This is a genomic window from Stenotrophomonas lacuserhaii (assembly GCF_039674585.1).
Classification (GTDB): Bacteria; Pseudomonadota; Gammaproteobacteria; order Xanthomonadales; family Xanthomonadaceae; genus Stenotrophomonas; species Stenotrophomonas pennii_A.
Genome location: NZ_JBDJNU010000021.1, coordinates 1 through 22,401, shown reverse-complemented (window position 1 = coordinate 22,401; position 22,401 = coordinate 1). Strand labels below are relative to the sequence as shown.

Genomic DNA, 22,401 nt, shown 5'->3' with positions numbered 1-22,401 from the left:
GCCTGACATGACACGCTGGTGGTCGCGACTGCGACCTGACACCTTCACCCTGGCCCTGCTGGGCACCGTGCTGCTGGCCACGTTGCTGCCGATGACCGGCCCCGCCGCGTTGGTACTGGACGATGTCACCAACGTGGCGATCGGCCTGCTGTTCTTCCTGCACGGCGCGCGCCTGCCGCGTGAGGCGGTGATCGGTGGCCTGCTGCACTGGCGCCTGCACCTGCTGATCCTGGCCTGCACCTTCGTGCTGTTCCCGCTGCTGGGCCTGCTGTTCCATCCGCTGTCCGGCTGGTTGCTGACGCCGGAGCTGTACCTGGGCGTGCTGTTCCTGTGCACCCTGCCGTCCACGGTGCAGTCGTCCATCGCGTTCACTTCGATGGCGCGCGGCAACGTGCCGGCCGCGGTGTGCAGCGCGTCGCTGTCATCCATCCTGGGGGTGTTCCTGACGCCACTGCTGCTGACCGCGCTGGCCGGCACCCAGGGTGGCATCCACAATCCGCTGCAGGCCATCGGCGGCATCATGCTGCAGCTGCTGGTGCCGTTCGTGGCCGGCCACCTGCTGCGGCCGTGGATTTCCGGCTGGGTGGAACGCCAGCGCGCGCTGCTGCGCTATACCGACCAGGCCACCATCCTGCTGGTGGTGTATTCGGCGTTCGGCGCGGCGGTGACCGAGGGCCTGTGGTCGAAGACGCCGCTGATCTCGCTGGCCGCGGTGGCGGTGGTGGCGGCGGTACTGCTGGGCATCGCGATGCCGCTGATCACGCTGGCCGCACGCAAGCTGCATTTCAGCCGCGAAGACGAGATCGCGATCGTGTTCTGCGGCTCCAAGAAAAGCCTCGCCACCGGCATCCCGATCGCCAAGGTGTTGTTCGCCGGCGGCAGCCTCGGCGCGATCGTGCTGCCGGTGATGATCTACCACCAGATCCAGCTGATCGTCTGCGGGGTCATCGCCCAGCGCTACGCGAAAGAAGCGCGGTAGCCCGGTAACCCGGTAGCGCCGAGCCATGCTCGGCGGCTACATGCAGCGGCGCCTGAACCATCCCGCCGAGCATGGCTCGGCGCTACCAGGGCGGCTGGCTCCACGCGCCGGTAGTGACGGCCGCTGGCCGTCACTCCCCACCGGGCGTTACAGCCAGGGCAGGATCCAGTGGTCCACCAGCAGGAAGGCGAACAGCGCCATCAGGTAGACCACCGACCAGTTGAACATCTTCATCGAGAACAGTTCATCCGGCGGGTCCTGCATGCGCCAGGCGTACCAGAGGAACACGGCGTTCAACACGATCGCACCGCCCAGGTAGAACGGTCCACTCATGCCGACCACGTAGGGCAGCACGCAGATGATCGCCAGCACGATCGAGTAGGCCAGGATCTGCTTGCGGGTGTGCACCACGCCGTGGGTGACCGGCAGCATCGGGATCTTCGCCTTGGCGTAGTCTTCGCGGCGGAAGATCGCCAACGCCCAGAAATGCGGCGGCGTCCAGATGAAGATGATCAGCACCAGCAGTGCCGAATACCACCAGTCGGCCGAGGTCTGCATCCCGGTGACCGCGGCCCAGCCGAGCATCGGCGGCATCGCGCCTGCCAGTCCGCCGATGACGATGTTCTGCGAGGTGGCACGCTTGAGGTACACGGTGTAGATCACCGCATAGCCGATCAGCGAGGCGAAGGTGAGGATGGCGGTGATGACGTTGACCCACACCACCAGGATCGTCATCGACAAGACGATCAGCACGCCGGCGAAGGCCAGCACCTGCCACGGCTTGACCTTGCCGACCACCAGCGGGCGCCACGAAGTGCGCGCCATCTGCGCATCGATCTTCGCATCCAGCAGCTGGTTGATCGCCGCCGCGGCAGAGGCCGACAGCCAGATGCCGAGGAAGCCGAGCGCGCCCAGGCGCACCTGCTCCCAGCTGGGCACGCCGGGGATCGCGAGGACCATGCCGACCAGCGCGGTGAATATGATGAGGGCGACGACCTTGGGCTTGGTCAGGTCCCAGTACTGACGATAAGTGGCCATGGCGTCAGTCCGGTGCCCGCAGGCGGGCCAGCAGGCTGACCATCACGAACAGCAGCAGCACCGCCCCGCCGTTGTGCAGCACCGCCACCGGCAGCGGCAGTGCCATCTTGACGTTGGCGATGCCCAGGCTGATCTGTGCGATGAGGCCGACGATCAACGCCACGGCCCAGCCGCGCATGCTCGGGGTCCGGAACAGACGCACGCCCAGCCACAGCAGGTACGCCGCCACCACGATGGCGAACATGCGGTGGCCCATCTGGATGGCGATGCGCGAAGCGCCATCGAGGATGCCGCCTTCGTAATCCACGCCGATGCCGCGCCACAGGGTGAAGCCTTCGGCGAAGTTCTGCTGCGGCCACCACTGGTTGGCACAACGCGGGAAGTTGTCCAGCGACAGGCTGCCGCCGCCACAGGCCAGCGCGGCGTAGTTGGCGCTGACCCAGCCGCCGAGCGCGATCTGCACGGTCAGCACGGCGACGCCGATGCGCAGCAGCCACTTCAGCTTCGGTGCTTCGGCCAGGGTGATCGGCAGGTGGGTCGCGCGCCAGGCCATCCAGGCCAGCATCGCGAACATCAGCATGCCGCCCAGCAGGTGGCCCATCACCACGATCGGCTTGAGCAGCCAGGTGACGGTCCACATGCCCAGCAGCGCCTGGAAGATCACCACGGCCAGGGTCAACACGGCGGCGCGTGCGAGGTCGCTGTTGCTCCAGCGGAAGGCGGCAACCAGCAGGATCACCTCGCCGAGCAGCGCCAGCACGCTGGCGGTGGCATGCCAGCCCAGCATGTACAGCGGGATGCCTGCGGCCACCAGCACGCAGGCGGTGACCACCGCGGTGCTGCCGAAACGACGTCGACGCGTGGCCAGCAGGGCCAGGGTGAGGATTTCGATGCCCAGCGCGCCGGCCAGGAAGCGGTGCACCTGCTCGCGCCACGCCTTGTGCGTTTCCAGCGGGCGGATGTCCGCGGCCGGATGGCCGATGGTTTCTTCCACGTGCTGCGGCCAGGTGGCCTGGCCATAGCAGGTCGGCCAGTCCGGGCAGCTCAGGCCGGCATCGGACAGGCGCACGAAGGCACCGAACAGGATGGTGCTCGCGGTCATGATCATCGCGAACCACGCCAGGCGGTGGAAATTACGCTGCAGCGCCGGACGCGCGGAAAGGCTCATCAAACAAGGCTCACTTCAGTTTCAGCAACGTGGACAGGTCCTTGCGCAGGCCACCGAGGTCGGTGCCGGGCGCATGGCGCATGATCACGAAGCCGTTCGGATCGACGATGTAGACCGGCACGCCGGCCGGGTCGTCGACACCGGGCAATGCAGCGCGCAGTGCCGGCGAAGGGGCCAGCGCGCGCAGTGCAGGGGTTCCAGCCAGGGGCGCCGGCGGCGTTCCCAGCCAAAGGATCTCCACATTATCGGCGTTATGGCCGAACAGCTGCCACACCTTGGCCAGTCCCTGCGACAAAGTGACGCACGGTTCGGCGCACGCAGCGGGCGGCGCGACCAGGATGCGCCAGATCTTTTCTTCGCCTTTCCAGGCATAGGGCGCGCCGCTGGCCAACAGGGGCGGCTGCAGGCGCAGGTCCACCGGCGGCTGCAGCAGCTGGCCGACGTTCTTGTGCGCCGCCGGCTGCCAGCCGGAGAAGCGCAGCACCCCGGCCAGTGCCATCGCGCCGAAGAACAGGACGAACAGCAGCACCAGAGTCCGGCGACCCTTGCCGCGCCCGGTGTCCTGCGATGACATGGCAGCATTCATGGGCAGCATTTTCTCATGTTGGGAAGGGGTGTGCCGGTGGGTTGTGGTGGGTTCGGTGGGTTCGGTGGGTTGTGGTGGGTTCGGTGGGTGACGACCGTTGGTCGTCACGCTGCTGCTCCGGGCAAGAGCGTGACGACCAACGGTCGTCACCTACCAGGGAACGGCCGACGGCGGCGCCATTCCAGCACCAGCGCCACCACCAGCACGGTCAGCGCCAGGCCGAACCATTGCACGGCGTAGCCCAGGTGGCGCTGCGGCGGCAGCGTGTTGGGCAGCAGGTCGAGGTCGCGCTCGTCGCCGAACGGCAGCGCGGGATCCAGCCGCAACACGCGCGCGGGCAGGCCGGGCAGGCCCAACAGCGGGGCCAGCGCGTCGGCCTGCAAGCGGCTGGCCAGCCAACGCTGCGGGCCCGCCGGGGTCGTCACCCCCCCCAGTGCCAGCCCCGGTGCCGGCGCGGGCGCCAGCAGCCCGCGTACGGCCACCGGCGAGGGCGGTGGCGCGACGTCGGGCAGCGCGCGATCGGCAGGCAGCGCACGCCAGCCCAGGTCCACCAGCAGCACCACGCCATCATCGCTGCGGAACGGTCGATAGAGCTTCACTCCGGCACGGCCGTGGCGCATCTGGTTGTCCAGCAGCACCAGCCCCGACAGGAAGCGGCCGTGGTCGACGATGCCGTGCACCGGGCCGGCAGCGGCCAGCGCGCGCGACAGGGTGGTGGAAGGTTGCGCTGCCGCCATGGCCTGCGCCTGCAGCAATGCCTGCTTCTGCTGCATGCGCTGCAGCTGCCAATGGCCGAGCAGGCAGAACACCGTCATCGCCACCAGGGCCAGCACCCAGCCCAGCAACCGCGTGTGCCGTCGCATCATGACAAACGGCCGCAAACGCGGTCAGATAGGAGCATCCGCCCCGCCATCGAGCCGCGCATGAACGATTCGCTGAAGACCCTGCTGGTGATCGCGTTCCTCATCGTCATCGTCTGGAACCTGGGCGCCGGCCTGTACTACCTGCTGGTGGATCGGGGCCAGACCAAGCGCACCGTCAACGCGCTGACCCGGCGCATCGCGGTGTCGGTGGCGCTGATCCTGCTGGTGGTCATCGGCATCTGGGGCGGCTGGATCCAGCCGCACGGCATCGCCCGCTGAGGCCATCGGTTCGTCGTTCAAAGCACGTAGACGAACAGGAACAGCATCAGCCACACCACGTCGACGAAGTGCCAGTACCAGGCCGCCGCTTCGAAGCCGAAATGGTTGTCGCGGGTGAAGTGGCCCTTGGCCGCGCGCAGCCACATCACCGCCAGCATGATCGTTCCCAGCAGCACGTGCGCGCCATGGAAGCCGGTCAGCATGAAGAACGTGGACCCGTAGATGCCCGAGCCGAGGGTGAGGTTGAGCTCGGTGTAGGCATGGATGTACTCCTCCGCCTGCAGGGTCAGGAACACCACCCCCAGCAACACGGTGATGCCCAGCCAGGTCAGCAGCTGGCGACGATGGCCGGCCTTCAGTGCATGGTGCGCGATGGTCAGGGTGACGCCGGAAGTGAGCAGGATCAGCGTATTGATCAGCGGCAGGCCCCACGCCGGGATGGTCTGGAACTGGCCACCGATGGCCGCCGGGCCGTTGGTCGGCCAGCCGGACGAATAGCCCTGCCACAGCAGTTCGTTGGTCATCACCCCGTCGCCCTCGCCGCCCAGCCACGGCAGCCCCAGCGCACGGGTGTAGAACAGCGCACCGAAGAAGGCGCCGAAGAACATCACTTCGGAGAAGATGAACCACACCATCCCCATCCGGAACGAACCATCCACCTGCTGGTTGTAGTGACCGGCCTGCGATTCACGCACCACGTCGCTGAACCACCAGAACAGGGTCAGCACCAGCATCGCCAGCCCGGTGAAGAAGCTCCACTTGCCCCACGTCGCATCGTTGAGCCAACTGGCCACGCCGACCATGGTCACCATCATCGCGATGGAGCCGATGAACGGCCATCGGCTGTGGGTCGGCACGTAATACGCGTTGGCGTCGGAAGGAAGCTGGGCCATGGTCGTTGTCCGGTTCGGTGGCGCGCTCAGGGCGCGGCGTGCGCATCGGCCGGCACGCTGGCCGGTGCAAGGCGCGCGGAGAGCGCGTCGTTCTTGTAGAAGGTGTAGGACAGGGTGATGGTGCGGATCTCCGGCGGCAGCGACGGATCGACGATGAAGCGCACCGGCATGTCGCGCTTCTCTCCGGCCTGCAGGGTCTGGGCGGTGAAGCAGAAGCATTCGGTCTTGCTGAAATAGCCCGAGGCGCGCGCCGGCGCCACCGACGGCACAGCGCTGCCGACGATGGCGACCTTGCCGTCGTTGCGCGCGAAATACAGCGCTTCGTTGAGCTCGCCGGGTACCACATCCATGGTCAGCTGTTCGGGATGGAAGGCCCACGGCAACTGCGAGTTCACCCCGCCATCGAACTCCACGCGCACGGTGCGCTTGCCGGCCGCGGCGCCGACGCTGGCCTGTGCCCCGGGCCCGCGTTCCAGGCGTACGCCGAACACTTTTTCGCAGGCGATGCGGTACAGCGGCACCAGCGAGAACGTCAGCAGGAACACCGCCACCGCCACGCCGATCAGGCGCGGCAGCCCGGCATGCCGGGACGGGGCAGTGGCCTGCGGTGCGTTCATCGCCCGATCACCCCGCTGAGGATGAAGCCGACATACACCGCCACCGCCACCGCGCCCACCCACAGGGCGGTGCGGCGTGCGCGCTGGTGGCGCAGGGCGATATCATCGGATGATGGGTTCGCATCATGCATGTCGCACCTCAGTGACTGATGTCATCGTGGGCCAGGTCGCCCGGGCGTATCACCGGCGGGGTGGTGAAGGTATGCGCCGGCGCCGGTGACGGCACCGTCCATTCCAGCCCGCGCGCGCCTTCCCAGCTTCGCGCTTCGGCCTTTGCCCCGTTGCGCAGCGAGGCCAGCAGGATCGCCGCCATCAGGAACGGGGTGGCGAACATGCCGAACGCGCCGATCGAGCTGATCAGGTTCCAGTCGGCGAAGGCCACGCTGTAATCCGGGATGCGTCGCGGCATGCCGGCCAGACCGAGGAAATGCTGCGGGAAGAACAACAGGTTGACGAACACGATCGACCACCAGAAGTGGAACTTGGCCCACTTCTCGCTGTACATGCGGCCGGTCCACTTCGGCCACCAGTAGTACACCGCCGCGATCAGCGCGAACACCGCACCGGTGACCAGCACGTAGTGGAAATGCGCGACCACGAAGTAGGTGTCGTGGTACTGGAAATCAGCCGCGACGATGGCCAGCATCAGGCCGGAAAAACCGCCGATGGTGAACAGGATGACGAACGCCACCGACCACAGCATCGGCGCTTCGAAGGTGAGCGAACCGCGCCACATGGTGCTGACCCAGTTGAACACCTTCACCCCGGTCGGGATGGAGATCAGCATGGTGGCGAACATGAAGTAGATCTCGCCGCCCAGCGGCATGCCCACGGTGAACATGTGGTGGGCCCAGACGATGAACGACAGGAAGGCGATCGCCGCGGTGGCGTAGACCATCGCCTGGTAGCCGAACAGCGGCTTGCGGCTGAAGGTGGGGATGATTTCACTGACCACGCCGAACGCCGGCAGGATCATGATGTAGACCTCCGGGTGCCCGAAGAACCAGAAGATGTGCTGGAACATCACCGGGTCACCGCCGCCGGCGGCGTTGAAGAAACTGGTGCCGAAGAACTTGTCGGTCAGCAGCATGGTGACCGCGCCGGCCAGCACCGGCATCACCGCGATCAGCAGGAAGGCGGTGATCAGCCAGGCCCAGCAGAAGATCGGCATCTTCAGCAGGTCGATGCCCGGCGCGCGCATGTTGAGCACGGTGGCGATGATGTTGATCGCGCCCATGATGGAACTGATGCCGGCCACGTGGATGGCGAACACGGTGAACGCCACGTTGTAGCCGCCCTGCAGCGACAGCGGCGGGTACAAAGTCCAGCCACCGGCGGGTGCGCCGCCGGGCAGGAACAGGGTCAGCAGCAGCATGCCGAAGGCCACCGGCAGCAGCCAGAACGACCAGTTGTTCATGCGCGGCAGCGCCATGTCCGGCGCACCGATCTGCAGCGGGATCATCCAGTTGGCCAGGCCGACGAAGGCCGGCATCACCCCACCGAAGATCATCACCAGCGCATGCATGGTGGTCATCTGGTTGAAGAATTCCGGCTTCACGAACTGCAGGCCGGGCTGTGCCAGCTCGGTGCGGATCACCACGCTCATCGCCGCGCCGATGATGAACATGACGAAGCTGAAAAGCAGGTACAGCGTGCCGATGTCCTTGTGGTTGGTGCTGAACAGCCAACGCTGGAAAAAGCCCTGCGCATGACCGTGGTGTTCGTCGTGCCCAACTGCCGAGTGCGCCATTGCAAAACACCTCTCAGATCGATTTGTCACGGTGGCCGCGGTGCGGCCACGGGCGGTTGGGTCAGGCGTCGGTGGTGGGCGCCGGGGCCGGTGCAGCAGCAGGCTCGGCCGGGGTCACCGGTTGCCGCGGCGCGCTGCCGTCGCCGGGCGGCGTGGCGGTCTCCGGCGCGTCCGGGGTGGCAGGCGCGGCAGGTGCAGCAGGGGCGGCGGCGGGCGCCGGCTTCTTCTGCGCAAGCCACTGCTTGAAATCTTCCTTGGACACCGCTTCGACCACGATCGGCATGAAGCCATGGTCCTTGCCGCACAGTTCGGCGCACTGCCCGCGGTAGACGCCGGGGGTATCGATGCTGGTCCAGGCCTCGTTGATGAAGCCCGGGATCGCATCCTGCTTCCAGCCCAGCGCCGGTACCCACCAGGCGTGGATCACGTCGTCGGAGGTGATGACGAAGCGCACCTTGGTGTCCACCGGCAGCACCAGCCGGTTGTCGACGTCGAGCAGGTAGTGCGGATTGCTTTCGCGGGTGGGCACCTTGCCGCTCTGGCGCACGCGGTCGGACTCGCGGTCCAGCCGGCTGGTGAAGTCCACGCCCTCGCCCAGGTATTCATAGCGCCACATCCACTGGTAGCCGGTGACCTTGACGGTCATCTCGGCATCGCGGGTGTCGTACATCTTGATCAGGTTGGCGGTGGCCGGCCACGCCATCACCACCAGGATCACCACCGGGATCACCGTCCAGATGACTTCCGCCTTGGTGTTGTGGCTGAAGGTGGCAGCGACGGCGCCCTTGGACTTGCGGAACTTGAAGATGGCGTAGGCCATCGCGCCGAACACGATCACGCCGATGACCGTGACCACGATCAGCGAGAGCATGTTCGATTCCCAGGCCAGTCGCGAGGTCTGGGTGACCCCCCGGCCCATGTTCAACTGCCATGGCTTGGGATCGGCGGACTGCGCCCACCCCATTGCCGGAAACGCCATTCCGGCCGCCATCGCGGCGATCCCGGACACACACCTGCCGCCCCACGCGCTGCTTTGCTTCATTGCCTAGACCCTTGACGTCATCGGTGACCGCCATCGCTGGCGGCGAGCAAGCTTTCAAGCTGGTCCCGGGCCTCAAGCGTCCGTGGGGGACACTGTCGCCGCTGCGTATTCAGATCCCCTGCAGCGCGTTCGGCGCCCTGATCCTGTCGCAACCGCGTTCCTGCCGCGGGCTACGTCTCGATGGTAGCCCTGCCCTCTCGACACTTACAAGGTCCATTCACGGTAATTACGATGTTGCAGCACAGCAATGTGCCGTCGGCCGATTTGCCGATTTCGGCACAATTTCTGCTGAACCGGCGCATCCAGCTGAATCCTTTACAGGGCGGTGCTATCCGGAATGCCGAGAGGGCCCATGGAGGGGCTATCCGCAGGCCAAAAAATGATTAAAATCGCCAGTTTTCCACTGGCCGGACCGGCATGAACGCACCTACTCTTTCGCCCGCTGCCCCCGGCCTCGCGCCGCCGGCCGACGCGCTGCTGTCGCCGGAACTGCCGGCATCTCCCTCCGCTTTCCGCCAGGCGATCACCGATGCCTGGTTGAAGGACGAGGCGGCCCACGTGACCGAACTGCTGGCACAGGCGCGCCTGCCGGCCGACGAACAGGCGCAGGTGCAGGCGCTGGCCGCCGACCTGGTGGCCCGCGTGCGCGTGCGCGCCAAGGACCAGGGCGCGATCGAAGCCTTCATGCGCCAGTACGACCTGGGCAGCGAGGAAGGCGTGCTGCTGATGTGCGTGGCCGAAGCGCTGCTGCGCATCCCGGACCAGGACACCGCCGACAAGCTGATCCGCGACAAGCTGGCGGACGCGGACTGGAAGAAGCACATGGGTGGCAGCGACTCGGTGCTGGTCAATGCCTCCACCTGGGGCCTGATGCTGACCGGCAAGCTGGTACAGATCAACGACCTCACCCGTGCCGACGTGCCGGGCGCGTTCAAGCGCCTGATGGGCCGCGTGGGCGAGCCGGTGATCCGCCTGGCCGTGCGCCAGGCGATGAAGATCATGGGCCATCAGTTCGTCATGGGCCGCACCATCGGCGAGGCGCTGGAGCGTTCGCACAAGGGTGACAACGCCAGCTACCGCTATTCGTTCGACATGCTCGGCGAAGGTGCGCTGACCATGAAGGATGCCCTGCGTTACCTGGAGGACTACCGCCGCGCGATCCATGCCATCGGCGGTGACCACAAGGCACGTGGCGGCCGGCCGGATGGCGACGTCAACAACGCCCCGGGCATCTCGATCAAGCTGTCCGCGCTGTACCCGCGCTACGAGCACGCCAAGCGCGCGCGCGTGCTGCACGACCTGGTGCCCGGCGTGCTGGAACTGGCGCAGCTGGCGAAGAGCTACGGCATCGGCTGCACGGTGGACGCTGAAGAAGCCGACCGCCTGGAGCTGTCGCTGGACATCATCGATGCGGTGTTCTCCGATGCCTCGCTGACCGGCTGGGATGGCTTCGGCGTGGTGGTGCAGGCGTACCAGAAGCGCACCCCGTACACGATCGATTTCCTCGCCGACATGGCCCGCCGCAACGGCCGTCGCCTGCAGGTGCGGCTGGTCAAGGGCGCGTACTGGGACGCGGAGATCAAGCGCGCGCAGATCGAAGGCTATCCGGGCTACCCGGTGTTCACCCGCAAGCAGAACACCGACGTGTCCTACCTGGCCTGCGCCAAGCGCCTGTTCGGCCATGGCGACGCGATCTATCCGATGTTCGCCACCCACAACGCGCACACCATCGCGGCGATCCGCAGCATCGCCAAGGGCGGCGTGTACGAACACCAGAAGCTGCACGGCATGGGCGATGACCTGTATGCCGAAGTGGTGCCGGCCGATCGCCTTGGCCTGCCCTGCCGCGTCTACGCGCCGGTCGGTTCGCACGAAGACCTGCTGCCCTACCTGGTGCGTCGCCTGCTGGAAAACGGCGCCAACTCCAGCTTCGTCAACCGCATCACCGACGACCGCGTGGCAATTGCCGAGCTGGTCCGTGATCCGGTGGAAATGGTGAGCTCGTTCGCCTCCATCCCGCACCCCAAGATCCCGCTGCCGGTCGACCTGCTGCGCAGCCAGAACCACCACAGGACCAATTCCATGGGCATCAACCTCGCCAACGACAACGCACTGCGCAACCTTGCCGGGCAGCTCAACAGTGCCGTGAAAGCATGGCATGCCACCCCGCTGGTGCCCGGTGCCAACCTGACCGGCCCGACGCTGCCGGTGACCAATCCGGCCGACAACCGCCAGGTGGTGGGCCAGTGGCAGGCGGCCGACGATGTGACCGTGCAGAAGGCCCTGACCAACGCGGTTGCAGCGCAGCCAGCCTGGAACCGCACCCCTGCTGCCAGCCGCGCGGCGATCCTGGAACACGCCGCCGACCAGCTGGAAGCCCGCATCGCCGAGTTCATGGCGTTGTGCGTGAAGGAAGCCGGCAAGAGCCTGCCCGACGGCGTGGCCGAAGTGCGCGAGGCGGTCGACTTCCTGCGCTACTACGCCAAGCAGGCACGCGAGCAGTTCGCGCATGCCGAGAAGCTGCCCAGCCCGACCGGTGAATCCAACGAACTGCAGCTGCATGGCCGCGGCGTGTTCGTGTGCATCAGCCCGTGGAACTTCCCGTTGGCGATCTTCCTGGGCCAGGTCGCTGCGGCACTGGCGGCGGGCAACAGCGTGATCGCCAAGCCGGCCGAACAGACCAACCTGATCGGCTACTACGCGGTGAAGCTGCTGCTGGATGCCGGCGTGCCGGAAGGCGTGCTGCAGTTCCTGCCGGGCGACGGCGCCACCGTCGGTGCGGCCCTGACCGCCGACCCGCGCGTGGCCGGCGTGGCCTTCACCGGGTCCACCGATACCGCCCGTGCGATCAACCGCGCGATGGCCGCACGCGACGCCGCGATCGGTGTGCTGATCGCCGAGACCGGCGGCCAGAACGCTTTCATCGCCGATTCGTCGGCGCTGCCGGAACAGCTGGTCAAGGATGCGATCGGTTCGGCGTTCACCTCGGCCGGCCAGCGTTGTTCGGCCGCACGCGTGCTGTTCGTGCAGGACGACATCGCCGACAAGGTGATGACCATGCTGGCCGGCGCGATGAAGGAACTGAAGGTCGGCGACCCGGGCGAACTGTCCACCGACGTCGGTCCGGTGATCGACGCGGACGCGCTGCGGATCCTGCAGGACCATGCCGTGCGCATGGACGCCGAAGCCCGCCTGATCGCCGCCGCCACGCTCGGCGATGACACGGCGCACGGCACCTTCTTCGCGCCGCGTGCGTACGAACTGAAGGACCTGGGCCAGCTGCACAGGGAAATCTTCGGACCGGTACTGCACGTGATCCGCTGGAAGGGCGACCAGCTGCAGGCGGTGATCGACCAGATCAACGCGACCGGTTACGGCCTGACCCTGGGCGTGCATTCGCGCATCGACGAGACCGTGGACCGCATCACCCACGGCATCCAGGTGGGCAACGTGTACGTCAACCGCAACCAGATCGGTGCGGTGGTGGGCGTGCAGCCGTTCGGTGGCCAGGGCCTGTCCGGCACCGGCCCGAAGGCGGGCGGCCCGCACTACCTGCTGCGGTTCGCAACGGAGAAAACCGTCACGGTGAACACCACCGCGGCCGGCGGCAACGCCTCGCTGCTGACGCTGGGCGATTGATTTTTTTCGCTGTGCCGCGGGTGATCATGGTGCCTGGGTGGGGCGGGAAGATTGCAGGGGACACGCCGCAAGTACGTCCCTGTAGGCTCGCTTTTCGCATCCATGCGAAAAGACGGTCCCCTGCAACCTACCCGCCCCACCCCTGACAGCTTCCCGCGGCCGCCAGCAGGTGGGGAAGGACGGTAGCGCCGAGCCATGCTCGGCGGAAACCATCAGATCCCCTTTCTCCCCACATCCGCCGACCTTGGGTCGGCGCTACCGAGGCCCCAAGGACCATGTTTGTCCATGGCCCCCATGGACCTGTCGAAGGTGGGGCGGGGTGGCTGTGCAGGACCGTCTTTTCGCATGGATGCGAAAAGCGAGCCTCCATGGGTGAGAGCGCATTGCTTGCGAGGCATTGCCTCGCATGCGCTCGAACGCACAGCCGCCAGCGGCTGGGCCGGGCCGCGGAGCGGGATTCACGGCGTGTCCTGCACAGCCACCCCGCCCCACCAACCCACGGCCCAGCAGGGCTTTTGACGTTGACGTTGACGTTGACGTTGACGTTGCCTGCGCTTCTGACCGTGCGCGCCTCAGCGCGCAGCCAGCATCAACCGCCGCCAGTGCAGCAGCGCGACGATCGCATTGATCCAGTAGCCGACGTACAGCAGCGCGGTCAGCTGCAGGCCCCCTGCGTAGTACAGCGGCACCGCCAGGGTGTTCACCAGCAGCCACACCCACCAGCATTCCAGCTTGCGCCGCATCATCATCAACTGGCCGACCATGCTCAGCAGCAGGATGCCCGCGTCCACGTAAGGCGCCTGTCCATCCGTATGGCGGCTGAGCATCCACCCGTAGCCCCACGTGCCCGCCACCACCAGCAGTACCAGCCACGGCCACGCAGCGGCGCGCAGGCGGGTGATCGGCAGTGGCGCGCCCTGGTCGCCACGCAACCACTGCCACCAGCCCAGTGCGCCAACGGCGATGAAGAAACCCTGCAGCGCCACCTGCCCGTACAACCGCGCCTGCAGGAACACCGCCGCGAACAACAGCCCGGCAATGATGCTCATCCACCAGCCATGCACGCTGTTGCGCCCGGCCAGCAGTATCGAGGCGGCCGCCGCGACGTTGGCGGCGATTTCAAGCTGGAACGCGGGGTCTGAAAAATCCATGGGCCATTGTAGTGCGCAAAGAAAAAGCCCCGCTTGCGCGGGGCTTTCCGGTCCTGCTGTCACGCGTTGGAGCGTGGAATCAGAACTTGTACTGCATCGATGCAGCCAGCACGTCGCCGCGGACCTTGTACTTGCCGGTCAGCGAGTTGCCCTGGTTGTTGGTACCCGGCTGCACGAACACGTTCGGGTCGCTGGTCAGCAGGTGGGTGTAGCCGAAGTTGTATTCGACGTTGTCCGACGGGGCCCAGCCCAGGCCGACCGACAGCCACTTGCGGCTGGTGTCCGGCACGCGCACGTCGCGGTGCGCGTCGGTGGTCGGGGTCTGGTCCAGTGCCACGCCGCCACGCAGGGTGACGGTGTCGCTCAGCTTGAAGTCGGTACCCAGCGACACGAAGGTGGTATCGCGGTAGCCGAATTCCAGCACCGAATCGGGCTGGGCCGAAGCGTAGTCGATGACCACCTGGTCGAACGCGGTCGACCATGCGGTACGGGTGACATCACCCATCACGGTCCAGCGATCGTTGATGTTGTGGGTCACGCTCAGCGTGGCCGACGCCGGCAGGGTCACCGTGGCCTTGCCGCTGGTGGTCACGAAGCGGCCCGGCTGGGCAACGGCCAGCACGGCAGCGGCGTTGGACGGCACGTCGAAGGTAGCGTCGCCGCCGGTGATCTTGTGCTCGACCTTGGAACGGTAGCTGATGCCGATGTGGGTGTTCTCATCCGGGCTGAACAGGCCGCCGACCGTCCAGCCGACCGCGTTGTTGTCGCCTTCCACGGTCAGCTTGCCATCGGCGCTGCCCGGGGCGAAGCCCGGTACGCGGGACTGGGCCAGCGCGGTGCCGAAGTCGATGTTGTTGCTCAGTTCGATGGTCAGGTGTTCGACGAACACCGACGCGCCGAAGGACACGTACGGGTTGACGTCATAGGACATCGCAAAGCCAAGGTCGATCGCCTTCAGGTCGGTCTTCAGGCCGCTGTAGCGACCCACCCAGCCGTCGTCGTAGTCGGTCTTGAAGCCGAACGGTGCGGTCAGCGACACGCCGAAGTGGGCCTTTTCGCCGATCGGCATGTGGAAGTAACCGGCCGGGACCGGCGCGATCATGCCGGCGTCGCCGCCGTCACCACCGGTCTGCGGGGCGCCGGTCGGCTTGCGGCCGGCACCTTCGAACTCGGCCTTGAAGCTGATCGCGCTCAGGTCACCCTGGATCACGCGGCCATCGAGCTGGCGCATGCCAGCCGGGTTGGCGGCGATGATCGAGGCATCACCCTCGGCGCTGCCCGAACCGGCGAAAGCGCGGCCGAGGCCCTTGGCACTCTTTTCAGCCAGCTGGAACGCGGCTGCGTTCGCATCGGTGGCGGCCAGTACGCCGGCAATGCCGACAGCCAGCATCGTAATGCGGGCAAAAGTAGAAGCGGTTTGCATCGTTTTATCTCTCCGGAAAGCGGTTGTTTGCTCTGCATGCGCCTGCGTCCCGCTGGGGCCAAGGCCCTGCAGGACGCGCCGGATTCCCCTCCCGACATACGACGCCGTATGCGAGTATTACCCAGACGTGTTAATGAAACAATAACAGATAGGGTGCATTTTCAGCTTTAAAACTGAATGCGCAGACCTCCGCCATCGGCTGTCGAGATACCCTAGCCCCCATGTTCCTGTCGCTGCCCTCCCGCCGCAAAGCCGCCTTCCGCTGGGCGACCCCGTTGTTGTTTGCGACGGTCTGGCTGGCGTTCCTGTGGTCGATCTCGCGCCCCCACGAAGCCCGTAACAGCCTGTGGATGGACTGGGGCGCCCTGTCGGCAGGCCTCATGCGGCCGCTGGACTGGTGGGCCACCCTGCAGGACGGCAGCGTGCTGCGACTGTTCACCGCGCTGTTCCTGCATGCGGACTGGTCGCACCTGCTCGGCAACCTGGTGTTCCTGTTGATCTTCGGGCTGCCGGCGGAACGCGTGCTGGGGCCGTGGCGGCTGATCCTGCTGTTCCTGTTCGGCGGCGCATTTTCCAACCTGGTGGCGGTGTACACCATGGGCACGCCGGACCAGATCATCATCGGCGCCAGCGGCGCGGTATCGGCGCTGATCGGGACCTACCTGGCGCTGTTCCCGGGCGCACGCCTGGGCGTGGTGATTCCGCTGGGCCTGTTCCTGGAGTTCGTCCGCGCACCGGCCTACCTGCTGATCGGCTTCTGGGCGGTGCTGCAGGTGGTATTCGCGCATATCGGCCCGAGCTTCGGCATGGTGGCCTGGTGGGCGCATATCGCCGGCTTCGGCTTCGGCGTGGTGTACGGCGTGTATGTGCGCGCCGCGATCGCCCGTCGGCTGCGCAAGCGCCAGGGGTTCTGACGCGGTTCCGGTAGTGACGGCCGCTGGCCGTCATGGATCGGTGGCTGATGGTGGGTAACGGTGGGTGACGACCGTTGGTCGTCACGCCTTTGCTCTGCCGCTGCGCTCGCCGAGCATGGCTCGGCGCTACCGAAGCGTGGGTTTCGGTAGTGACGGCCGCTGGCCGTCAGGGCTTGGCCGGCGCTTCCGCCGGCTTGGCTTCCGGCTTCGCAGCGCCCTTGTCCGCTGCCGCCTTGGCCGCTTCGGCCTTCAACCGCGTGGCGACCGAACCCGGTGCCTTCAGCTCGGCCAGTGCGTCGTTGATCGGGCCGTCGCCCGGTAGTACGTCGCCGGCCTGGTAGCCTTCCTCGCCTTCTCCATCGCCCTGCAGGTGGCCCGGCAGGGTCGCTTCGCTGAAATCGGACAGGCTGGCCGGCAGCGCGTCTTCGCCTTCCACCGGTGCCGGCTTGAGTTCCACTTCCGGCACGATCCCGGTGGCCTGGATCGACTTGCCGCTGGGGGTGAAATAACGCGCGGTGGTCAGCTTGACCGAATCGCCGTTGTCCAGCGGCAGCACGGTCTGCACCGAGCCCTTGCCGAAGGTCCGGCTGCCGATTACCCGCGCACGCTGGTTGTCACGCAGGGCACCGGCCAGTACTTCCGATGCGCTTGCCGAACCGGCATCCACCAGTACCACCACAGGCGCTCCCTTCAACAGGTCGCCGGGCGTGGCGTCGAAGCGTGCATCGCTGATGCTGATGCGGCCGCGCGTGCTGACGATGTTGCCTTTCTCGATCAGGTCATCGGCCACCTGCACCGCCGCGGTCAGCAGGCCACCGGGATTGCTGCGCAGGTCCAGCACCAGGCCCTTGAGCTGGCCGCCGGCCTGCGTGGACAGCTGGCGGACGTGCTTCTGGAAATCGGCCCCGGTATCGGCCTGGAAGGTGCTCAGGCGAAGGTAACCGTAGCCCGGTTCCAGCATGCGGCTGCGCACGCTGGTCACGCGGATGGTTTCGCGCGCCAGGCTGACATCGAATGGCTTGGGTTTGCCGTCACGCACGATGGTCAGCACCACCTTGCTGCCAGCCGGGCCACGCAGCGGTTCGCTGGCCTGGATCGCGCTGATCGGCTTGCCGTCGATGGCGATGATCAGGTCACCGGCGAGGATGCCGGCGCGTGCGGCCGGAGTGTCGTCGATCGGCGAGATGATCTTCAGGCTGGCGTTGTCCGGCTGCTGCTGCAGCTCCACGCCGATGCCTTCGTAGGCGCCGTTGGCCTGCTCGTCGAAGGCTTCGGCATCTTCCTTGTCGAAGTAGGTGCTGTGCGGGTCCAGGTCCAGCAACAGCCCGCGCACGGCGTCCTGCATCAGCTTCTTGTCATCGACCGGATCCACGTAGGCCGCACGCACCGCGTTGTACACCGCCACGAAGCGCCGGATTTCCTCCAGCGGCACCTTCGATGTCGCCGCCTCTTCGCTGCTCGCCGCGCTGGACGGCCTGGCGTCGGCGGGGGCTTCGGCAGGGACGGCCGCGGCGGGTTCGGCCTGCTGGGCCAGCGCCAGTGAAGGCATCATGGCCAGCAGCAGGGTGGCGGTTCGGGCTACACGCATGAAGCACTCCTGGGGTCGAATTCGAATGCTCCGGTGAAGTGCGCGCACGACCGATGCAGGCTTCGATTATGCGTCAGCTGCCGGTAAATTCCCGTTGAATGTCCGATGCCCTGGCGCGCCTCGGTTCAGCGACGCTGCAACCAGCTGTCCGGGTTCACCGGCTGGCCGCCGCGGCGCAGTTCGAAGTACAGCGCGGTGACGCCCTGGCCGCCCGAATTGCCGACCTTGGCCAGCGCATCGCCCCGCTTCACCGCCGCGCCCGCATCCTTGAGCAGGGTGTCGTTGTGCGCGTACAGGCTCATGTAGCCGTTGCCGTGGTCCACGATCAGGATCATGCCGTAGCCGGTCATCCAGTCGGAGAACACCACGGTGCCATCGGCCACGGCGGTGACCGTGCTGCCGGCGGCCGCGCCGATCAGCACGCCGCTGCTGGTGCGCCCGTCAGGCAGCTTGCCGCCGTAGCGGGCCAGCAGGTTGCCGGTCAACGGCCAGCCCAGCCCGCCGACCCGCGGCGCCGGTGCGGCGGCGGCCACCGGCGGCACCTTGGTGGCACGCGGCGGCGGCGGCGGACGGCCTTCGGCCACGGCGCGGTCGGCGGCGGCTTTTTCTGCTGCTTTTTCAGCGGCGCGTTCGGCGGCTGCGCGACGTGCCGCGGCACGCCGTTCGGCTTCGGCACGCGCGGCGGCGGCACGCAGGTTGGCCAGCAGGGTTTCCAGCGCCTTCGCGTCCTGGCCGAGCGCCTTCTCGCGTTCGCTGCGGTCCTTGAACTGTTCGTCCAGCGCGGCCACGGCCTGCTCACGCTGGCGACGGTCGCTGGCCAGCGTGGTGGCCTGCTGCTTCTGCTGCTGGCGGGTGGACTGCAGCTGCTGCTGGCGTTCACCAATCTGCGCCTGCAGGGTGTCCAGTTCCTTCAGGTCGCCGGTGATGTCATGGATGCGTTGGCTGCGCTCGCGCTGCAGGTAGCGGTGGTAGGCCAGCGAGCGGTTGCCATCGGCCACGGTGTCCTGTGACAGCAGCAGCTTCAACGGCGCATGGTTGCCCAGCCGGTAGGCTCCGTTGAGCAGCCCGGCCAGTTCCGTGCGTTGCTTCTGCAGCCCGCCCTGCAGCGCAGCGCGGCGTTTTTCCAGATCGGCCAGCGCGCTGTTCTGCGCCTGCAGCGCCGCTTCGGTTTCGGCCAGGGTGCGGCCGGTGCGCGCGACCTTTTCATCCATCTCGCGCAGCTGCCGGCTGGCCTGGCCGCGCTGGTTGTCCAGCTGCCTGCGCTCCTGCGCCACGCCCTTCAGTTCGGTACGCAGCTTCTGCAGCTTGCGCTCCGCTTCACGGGTGGACTGGGCACCGGCGGGCAGCGCCGGCAGCAAGGCAGCGATGGCCAGCAGCACGCCCCCGGCCAGCACGGGCCAGCGGGTGTTAGCGATGCGTGAGGGAAAAGCATTGTCGCGCAAGGGCGTTCCAGTGACTTCAGGCAGATGCGGTTTCCAGTGCAACATGGTGACATCTTTGCCGGGCGGCCGGCCAGCCGCATGTGACTGACAAGGAACCTCTCATGAAAGCCCCATCCCTGACCCTGGCGCTCACGCTCACCCTTGCCGCGGTCGCCAGCACGGCGGCGGCGCAGGAAGACATCAGCAAGGTCAACGGCAGCATCAGCGCCGAACCGGGCCAGCGCTACGGTGACCTGGATACGGTCAACGGCAGCATCCGGGTAGACGACGGCGTGGAAACCGGCGACATCGAAACCGTCAACGGCGGCATCAAGGTCGGCGATGGCGCGCGCACCGGCAGCATTTCCACGGTCAACGGCGGTGTGCGGCTGGCGGGCGGGGTGATCGCACGCGGCAACGTGGAGACGGTCAACGGCAGCATCTTCGCCGACCGCCGCAGCCAGATCGAGGGCAGCGTGGAGACGGTGAACGGAGGTATCGGCCTGGTCGAAACCCGGCTGGCTGGTGACATCGAGACCGTCAACGGCGACGTCACCGTCGGCGTCGGTTCGGTGGTCAACGGCGGTATCCACATCAAGAAGCCCAGCTTCAGCATTTCGCTGACGCCGAACCGCAAGCCGCGGGTGATCATCGGTCCCAACGCGGTGGTCAACGGCGCGCTGCAGTTCGAACGCGAGGTGGTGCTGTACGTGCACCGCAGCGCGAAGATCGGCGCGGTGTCCGGCGCTTCGCCGGTAGCCTTCGACACCGACACCGCCCCGGAAAACTGATTCCATGCCGGGCCTGCGCCCGCAGGCCGGCTTCACTCCCTGCAGGACCTGATGATGCCCCGTAAATTACTGCTCTGCCTTGCCCTCACCGCGGCACTGACCGCCTGCAAGGGCGAGGACGCCGCCCCGGCGGCCACCGCCCCGGCCGCCGACGCCAGCGCCGCCGCCGTGCCGGCCAGCACGCACGCGTTCTCACCGGAGATCAACGCGGCCGACTTCGCCGAACTGGTCAAGACGCTGGCTTCCGACGAGTTCGAGGGCCGCGCGCCCGGCAGCAAAGGCGAAGAGTTGACCGTCAACTACATCCGCGACCAGATGCAGCGGATCGGCCTGCAGCCCGGCAACGGCGACAGCTGGTTCCAGGACGTGCCGATGACCGAGACCACCGCTGACGAAACCACCTCGCTGAAGATCGACCAGGCCGGCAAGGCCAGCGAGCTGAAGTTCGGCACCGACATGGTGGTGGGCACCCGTACCGGCCAGACCGAAGTGAAGGTGGACGGCAGTGACATCGTGTTCGTGGGCTACGGCGTGGACGCACCGGAGCAGCAGTGGAACGACTACGCCGGCCAGGACTGGAAGGGCAAGACGGTAGTGATGTTCGTCAACGATCCGGGCTTCCATGTCGACGATGCGAAGCTGTTCGATGGCAAGCGCATGACCTACTACGGCCGCTGGACGTACAAGTTCGAAGAAGCCGCGCGCAAGGGCGCTGCCGCCGCGCTGATCGTGCACGACACCGCCGGCGCGTCGTATGGCTGGGACGTGGTGAAGAATTCCTGGGCCGGACCGCAGTACGACCTGCCGGCCAAGAATGATCCGGAAGCCCGCCTGCCGGTGCAGGGCTGGCTGAGTGCCGATGCCGCCAAGGCACTGTTTGCCGGTGCCGGGCTCGACCTGGCGCAGGCCTACAAGGATGCCAACAAGCGCGGCTTCAAGCCGGTGCCGCTGAATGCCAAGCTGTCGGTGGACCTGAAGAGCACCACCGCCGAGAAGACCTCGCGCAACGTGGTCGGCGTGCTGCCGGGGAGCAGCCGGGCGGACGAAGCCGTGCTCTACATGGCGCACTGGGACCACCTGGGCAAGCATGAGGGTGAAGCGGACGACAACATCTACAACGGTGCCGTGGACAACGCCACCGGCGTGGCCGGCATCCTGGAAGTGGCCGACGCGATGATGCATCAGGATCCGAAGCCGGCCCGTTCGGCGGTGTTCCTGGCGGTGACGCTGGAAGAATCCGGCCTGCTGGGTTCCAAGTACTACGTGGCCCATCCGACCTTCCCGCTGGACAGGATCGCCGGGGTGATCAACATCGATGCGATGTCGGTGGCCGGCCGTGCCAAGGACATGACGGTGACCGGTTTCGGTAGTTCCGAGCTGGAAGACATCCTCAAGCCGCTGGCCGCCGCCCAGGGCCGCACGCTGCATGGTGAATCGGCGGTGCAGAGCGGGTTCTACTTCCGTTCCGATCACTTCAACTTCGCCAAGGCGGGTGTGCCTGCGCTGTATGCCGATGGCGGCGAAGACCTGCTGGAAGGCGGCGTGGACGCGGGCCGCAAGGCCGGTGAGGACTATGGCCGCAATCGTTACCACGGCCCGAAGGATGAGTTCGACGCGGCGACCTGGAAGCTGGACGGCACCATCGAAGACCTGCAGTTGCTGCACGGCGTGGGCAAGGAACTGGCCGCCGGCGATCGCTGGCCGAACTGGTACGAAGGCAACCCGTTCAAGGCGGCGCGCGACGAGATGATGAAGGGCAAGGCCGCACCGGCAGGCAAGTAAGTTCCGGTTGTGTTGATGTGTAGCTGCGGCGCCCTTCGGGGCGCCGTTTTTTTTTGCGGGTTTGACGGCCAGCGGCCGTCACTACCGGGCAAGAAAAAACCCCGCTGCGTGAGCAGCGGGGTTTCTGGTTTGAACCCTGGCGATGACCTACTCTCGCATGGCTTGAGCCACACTACCATCGGCGCAGCTGCGTTTCACTTCCGAGTTCGGGATGGGATCGGGTGGTTCCACAGCGCTGATTTCACCAGGGAGACGTTGGGAGCAGCGCATATGCGCCAGCTCACGTTGTTGCCCTTGGGCGGCAGGCACGAAAAGCAGGTGCCTGCAAAAAAAGAAAAACCCCGCTGCGTGAGCAGCGGGGTTTTTGGGTATAAACCCTGGCGATGACCTACTCTCGCATGGCTTGAGCCACACTACCATCGGCGCAGCTGCGTTTCACTTCCGAGTTCGGGATGGGATCGGGTGGTTCCACAGCGC

General features: G+C 66.7%; 19 protein-coding genes and 2 rRNA genes. 6 read left to right on the top strand and 15 right to left on the bottom strand.

All coding sequences use genetic code 11. From position 1 onward, the window contains the following. The first annotated feature begins 7 nt into the window (after window positions 1-7). Entirely contained in the window at window positions 8-979 is a 972-nt protein-coding gene (locus ABE522_RS09955) for a bile acid:sodium symporter family protein (protein ID WP_346591547.1), read from the top strand. A gap of 147 nt (window positions 980-1,126) precedes the next feature. Here the strand turns inward: ABE522_RS09955 and cyoE are convergent, their stop codons facing one another. From cyoE to ABE522_RS09935, 4 genes are all read right to left on the bottom strand, one after another. Further along, window positions 1,127-2,017 carry a heme o synthase gene (gene cyoE, locus ABE522_RS09950; RefSeq protein WP_192084219.1) on the bottom strand — a complete coding sequence of 297 codons (891 nt, stop codon included), beginning with the start codon at window positions 2,015-2,017 and terminating at the stop codon, window positions 1,127-1,129. Window positions 2,018-2,021: 4 nt separating this feature from the next. Beyond that, window positions 2,022-3,185: a COX15/CtaA family protein gene (locus tag ABE522_RS09945; protein ID WP_101098655.1), complete on the bottom strand. Its 1,164-nt coding sequence runs from the start codon at window positions 3,183-3,185 to the stop codon at window positions 2,022-2,024. 10 nt (window positions 3,186-3,195) lie between these two features. Next, entirely contained in the window at window positions 3,196-3,771 is a 576-nt protein-coding gene (locus ABE522_RS09940; RefSeq protein ID WP_346591546.1) for a hypothetical protein, read from the bottom strand. Window positions 3,772-3,917: 146 nt separating this feature from the next. Then, window positions 3,918-4,637, bottom strand: a complete 720-nt coding sequence (locus ABE522_RS09935) for an SURF1 family protein (RefSeq protein ID WP_346591545.1) — start codon at window positions 4,635-4,637, stop codon at window positions 3,918-3,920. Window positions 4,638-4,694: 57 nt separating this feature from the next. Here ABE522_RS09935 and ABE522_RS09930 point away from each other — a divergent pair, with 57 nt between their 5' ends. Next, on the top strand, window positions 4,695-4,913 hold the full coding sequence (locus ABE522_RS09930; RefSeq protein ID WP_042611977.1) for a twin transmembrane helix small protein: 219 nt from the start codon (window positions 4,695-4,697) through the stop codon (window positions 4,911-4,913). Window positions 4,914-4,930: 17 nt separating this feature from the next. Here ABE522_RS09930 and ABE522_RS09925 read toward each other — a convergent pair whose 3' ends face one another. The 5 genes from ABE522_RS09925 to coxB all read right to left on the bottom strand — a co-directional run bounded on the left by ABE522_RS09925 (window position 4,931) and on the right by coxB (window position 9,215). Next, window positions 4,931-5,806, bottom strand: a complete 876-nt coding sequence (locus tag ABE522_RS09925; protein WP_346591544.1) for a cytochrome c oxidase subunit 3 — start codon at window positions 5,804-5,806, stop codon at window positions 4,931-4,933. 26 nt (window positions 5,807-5,832) lie between these two features. Further along, a complete protein-coding gene (locus tag ABE522_RS09920; RefSeq protein ID WP_057508191.1) occupies window positions 5,833-6,423 on the bottom strand; it encodes a cytochrome c oxidase assembly protein in 591 nt (196 codons plus the stop codon). Beyond that, the gene (locus tag ABE522_RS09915) at window positions 6,420-6,554 is read right to left on the bottom strand and encodes a hypothetical protein (protein WP_346591581.1); all 135 of its coding nucleotides are present in this window, start codon (window positions 6,552-6,554) and stop codon (window positions 6,420-6,422) included. Before ABE522_RS09915 ends, ABE522_RS09920 begins: the two co-directional genes overlap by 4 nt. Window positions 6,555-6,562: 8 nt before the next feature. Continuing rightward, entirely contained in the window at window positions 6,563-8,173 is a 1,611-nt protein-coding gene (ctaD, locus tag ABE522_RS09910; RefSeq protein WP_346591543.1) for a cytochrome c oxidase subunit I, read from the bottom strand. A gap of 61 nt (window positions 8,174-8,234) precedes the next feature. Next, window positions 8,235-9,215, bottom strand: a complete 981-nt coding sequence (gene coxB / locus ABE522_RS09905; protein WP_346591542.1) for a cytochrome c oxidase subunit II — start codon at window positions 9,213-9,215, stop codon at window positions 8,235-8,237. Window positions 9,216-9,632: 417 nt separating this feature from the next. Between coxB and putA the strand changes: the two genes are divergently transcribed. Continuing rightward, window positions 9,633-12,854, top strand: coding sequence for a bifunctional proline dehydrogenase/L-glutamate gamma-semialdehyde dehydrogenase PutA (putA, locus tag ABE522_RS09900; RefSeq protein WP_346591541.1), 3,222 nt, complete (start codon window positions 9,633-9,635; stop codon window positions 12,852-12,854). A 572-nt stretch (window positions 12,855-13,426) separates the two neighbouring features. Here putA and pnuC read toward each other — a convergent pair. Both pnuC and ABE522_RS09890 read right to left on the bottom strand, forming a co-directional pair. Next, window positions 13,427-14,005, bottom strand: a complete 579-nt coding sequence (gene pnuC / locus ABE522_RS09895) for a nicotinamide riboside transporter PnuC (protein WP_346591540.1) — start codon at window positions 14,003-14,005, stop codon at window positions 13,427-13,429. Between the two features lie 79 nt (window positions 14,006-14,084). Next, window positions 14,085-15,428: an outer membrane protein transport protein gene (locus ABE522_RS09890; RefSeq protein WP_346591539.1), complete on the bottom strand. Its 1,344-nt coding sequence runs from the start codon at window positions 15,426-15,428 to the stop codon at window positions 14,085-14,087. A 221-nt stretch (window positions 15,429-15,649) separates the two neighbouring features. On the opposite strand from ABE522_RS09890, the gene ABE522_RS09885 reads away from it, so the two are divergent. Further along, entirely contained in the window at window positions 15,650-16,342 is a 693-nt protein-coding gene (locus ABE522_RS09885) for a rhomboid family intramembrane serine protease (RefSeq protein WP_346591538.1), read from the top strand. A 166-nt stretch (window positions 16,343-16,508) separates the two neighbouring features. Here the strand turns inward: ABE522_RS09885 and ABE522_RS09880 are convergent, their stop codons facing one another. Together ABE522_RS09880 and ABE522_RS09875 are read right to left on the bottom strand one after the other, a co-directional pair. Continuing rightward, window positions 16,509-17,930 carry a S41 family peptidase gene (locus ABE522_RS09880; RefSeq protein WP_346591537.1) on the bottom strand — a complete coding sequence of 474 codons (1,422 nt, stop codon included), beginning with the start codon at window positions 17,928-17,930 and terminating at the stop codon, window positions 16,509-16,511. A gap of 125 nt (window positions 17,931-18,055) precedes the next feature. Next, on the bottom strand, window positions 18,056-19,372 hold the full coding sequence (locus tag ABE522_RS09875) for a murein hydrolase activator EnvC family protein (protein WP_346591536.1): 1,317 nt from the start codon (window positions 19,370-19,372) through the stop codon (window positions 18,056-18,058). A gap of 101 nt (window positions 19,373-19,473) precedes the next feature. On the opposite strand from ABE522_RS09875, the gene ABE522_RS09870 reads away from it, so the two are divergent. Next, the gene (locus ABE522_RS09870) at window positions 19,474-20,142 is read left to right on the top strand and encodes a DUF4097 family beta strand repeat-containing protein (protein ID WP_346591535.1); all 669 of its coding nucleotides are present in this window, start codon (window positions 19,474-19,476) and stop codon (window positions 20,140-20,142) included. Window positions 20,143-20,196: 54 nt separating this feature from the next. Next, a complete protein-coding gene (locus tag ABE522_RS09865) occupies window positions 20,197-21,924 on the top strand; it encodes a M28 family metallopeptidase (protein ID WP_346591534.1) in 1,728 nt (575 codons plus the stop codon). A 134-nt stretch (window positions 21,925-22,058) separates the two neighbouring features. On the opposite strand, the gene rrf (ABE522_RS09860) is transcribed toward ABE522_RS09865, so the two are convergent. Together rrf (ABE522_RS09860) and rrf (ABE522_RS09855) are read right to left on the bottom strand one after the other, a co-directional pair. Further along, a 5S ribosomal RNA gene (gene rrf, locus ABE522_RS09860) occupies window positions 22,059-22,173 on the bottom strand. A 126-nt stretch (window positions 22,174-22,299) separates the two neighbouring features. Beyond that, window positions 22,300-22,401: ribosomal RNA gene (gene rrf / locus ABE522_RS09855) — 5S ribosomal RNA — on the bottom strand; the annotation flags it as partial.

Excerpts from the sequence above, each read along its gene's own strand:
- ABE522_RS09955 (WP_346591547.1), top strand. The coding sequence starts at position 8 with ATGACACGCTGGTGGTCGCGACTGCGACCTGACACCTTCACCCTGGCC.
- cyoE (WP_192084219.1), bottom strand. The coding sequence starts at position 2,017 with ATGGCCACTTATCGTCAGTACTGGGACCTGACCAAGCCCAAGGTCGTC.
- ABE522_RS09945 (WP_101098655.1), bottom strand. The coding sequence starts at position 3,185 with ATGAGCCTTTCCGCGCGTCCGGCGCTGCAGCGTAATTTCCACCGCCTG.
- ABE522_RS09940 (WP_346591546.1), bottom strand. The coding sequence starts at position 3,771 with ATGAATGCTGCCATGTCATCGCAGGACACCGGGCGCGGCAAGGGTCGC.
- ABE522_RS09935 (WP_346591545.1), bottom strand. The coding sequence starts at position 4,637 with ATGATGCGACGGCACACGCGGTTGCTGGGCTGGGTGCTGGCCCTGGTG.
- ABE522_RS09930 (WP_042611977.1), top strand. The coding sequence starts at position 4,695 with ATGAACGATTCGCTGAAGACCCTGCTGGTGATCGCGTTCCTCATCGTC.
- ABE522_RS09925 (WP_346591544.1), bottom strand. The coding sequence starts at position 5,806 with ATGGCCCAGCTTCCTTCCGACGCCAACGCGTATTACGTGCCGACCCAC.
- ABE522_RS09920 (WP_057508191.1), bottom strand. The coding sequence starts at position 6,423 with ATGAACGCACCGCAGGCCACTGCCCCGTCCCGGCATGCCGGGCTGCCG.
- ABE522_RS09915 (WP_346591581.1), bottom strand. The coding sequence starts at position 6,554 with ATGCATGATGCGAACCCATCATCCGATGATATCGCCCTGCGCCACCAG.
- ctaD (WP_346591543.1), bottom strand. The coding sequence starts at position 8,173 with ATGGCGCACTCGGCAGTTGGGCACGACGAACACCACGGTCATGCGCAG.
- coxB (WP_346591542.1), bottom strand. The coding sequence starts at position 9,215 with ATGAAGCAAAGCAGCGCGTGGGGCGGCAGGTGTGTGTCCGGGATCGCC.
- putA (WP_346591541.1), top strand. The coding sequence starts at position 9,633 with ATGAACGCACCTACTCTTTCGCCCGCTGCCCCCGGCCTCGCGCCGCCG.
- pnuC (WP_346591540.1), bottom strand. The coding sequence starts at position 14,005 with ATGGATTTTTCAGACCCCGCGTTCCAGCTTGAAATCGCCGCCAACGTC.
- ABE522_RS09890 (WP_346591539.1), bottom strand. The coding sequence starts at position 15,428 with ATGCAAACCGCTTCTACTTTTGCCCGCATTACGATGCTGGCTGTCGGC.
- ABE522_RS09885 (WP_346591538.1), top strand. The coding sequence starts at position 15,650 with ATGTTCCTGTCGCTGCCCTCCCGCCGCAAAGCCGCCTTCCGCTGGGCG.
- ABE522_RS09880 (WP_346591537.1), bottom strand. The coding sequence starts at position 17,930 with ATGCGTGTAGCCCGAACCGCCACCCTGCTGCTGGCCATGATGCCTTCA.
- ABE522_RS09870 (WP_346591535.1), top strand. The coding sequence starts at position 19,474 with ATGAAAGCCCCATCCCTGACCCTGGCGCTCACGCTCACCCTTGCCGCG.
- ABE522_RS09865 (WP_346591534.1), top strand. The coding sequence starts at position 20,197 with ATGCCCCGTAAATTACTGCTCTGCCTTGCCCTCACCGCGGCACTGACC.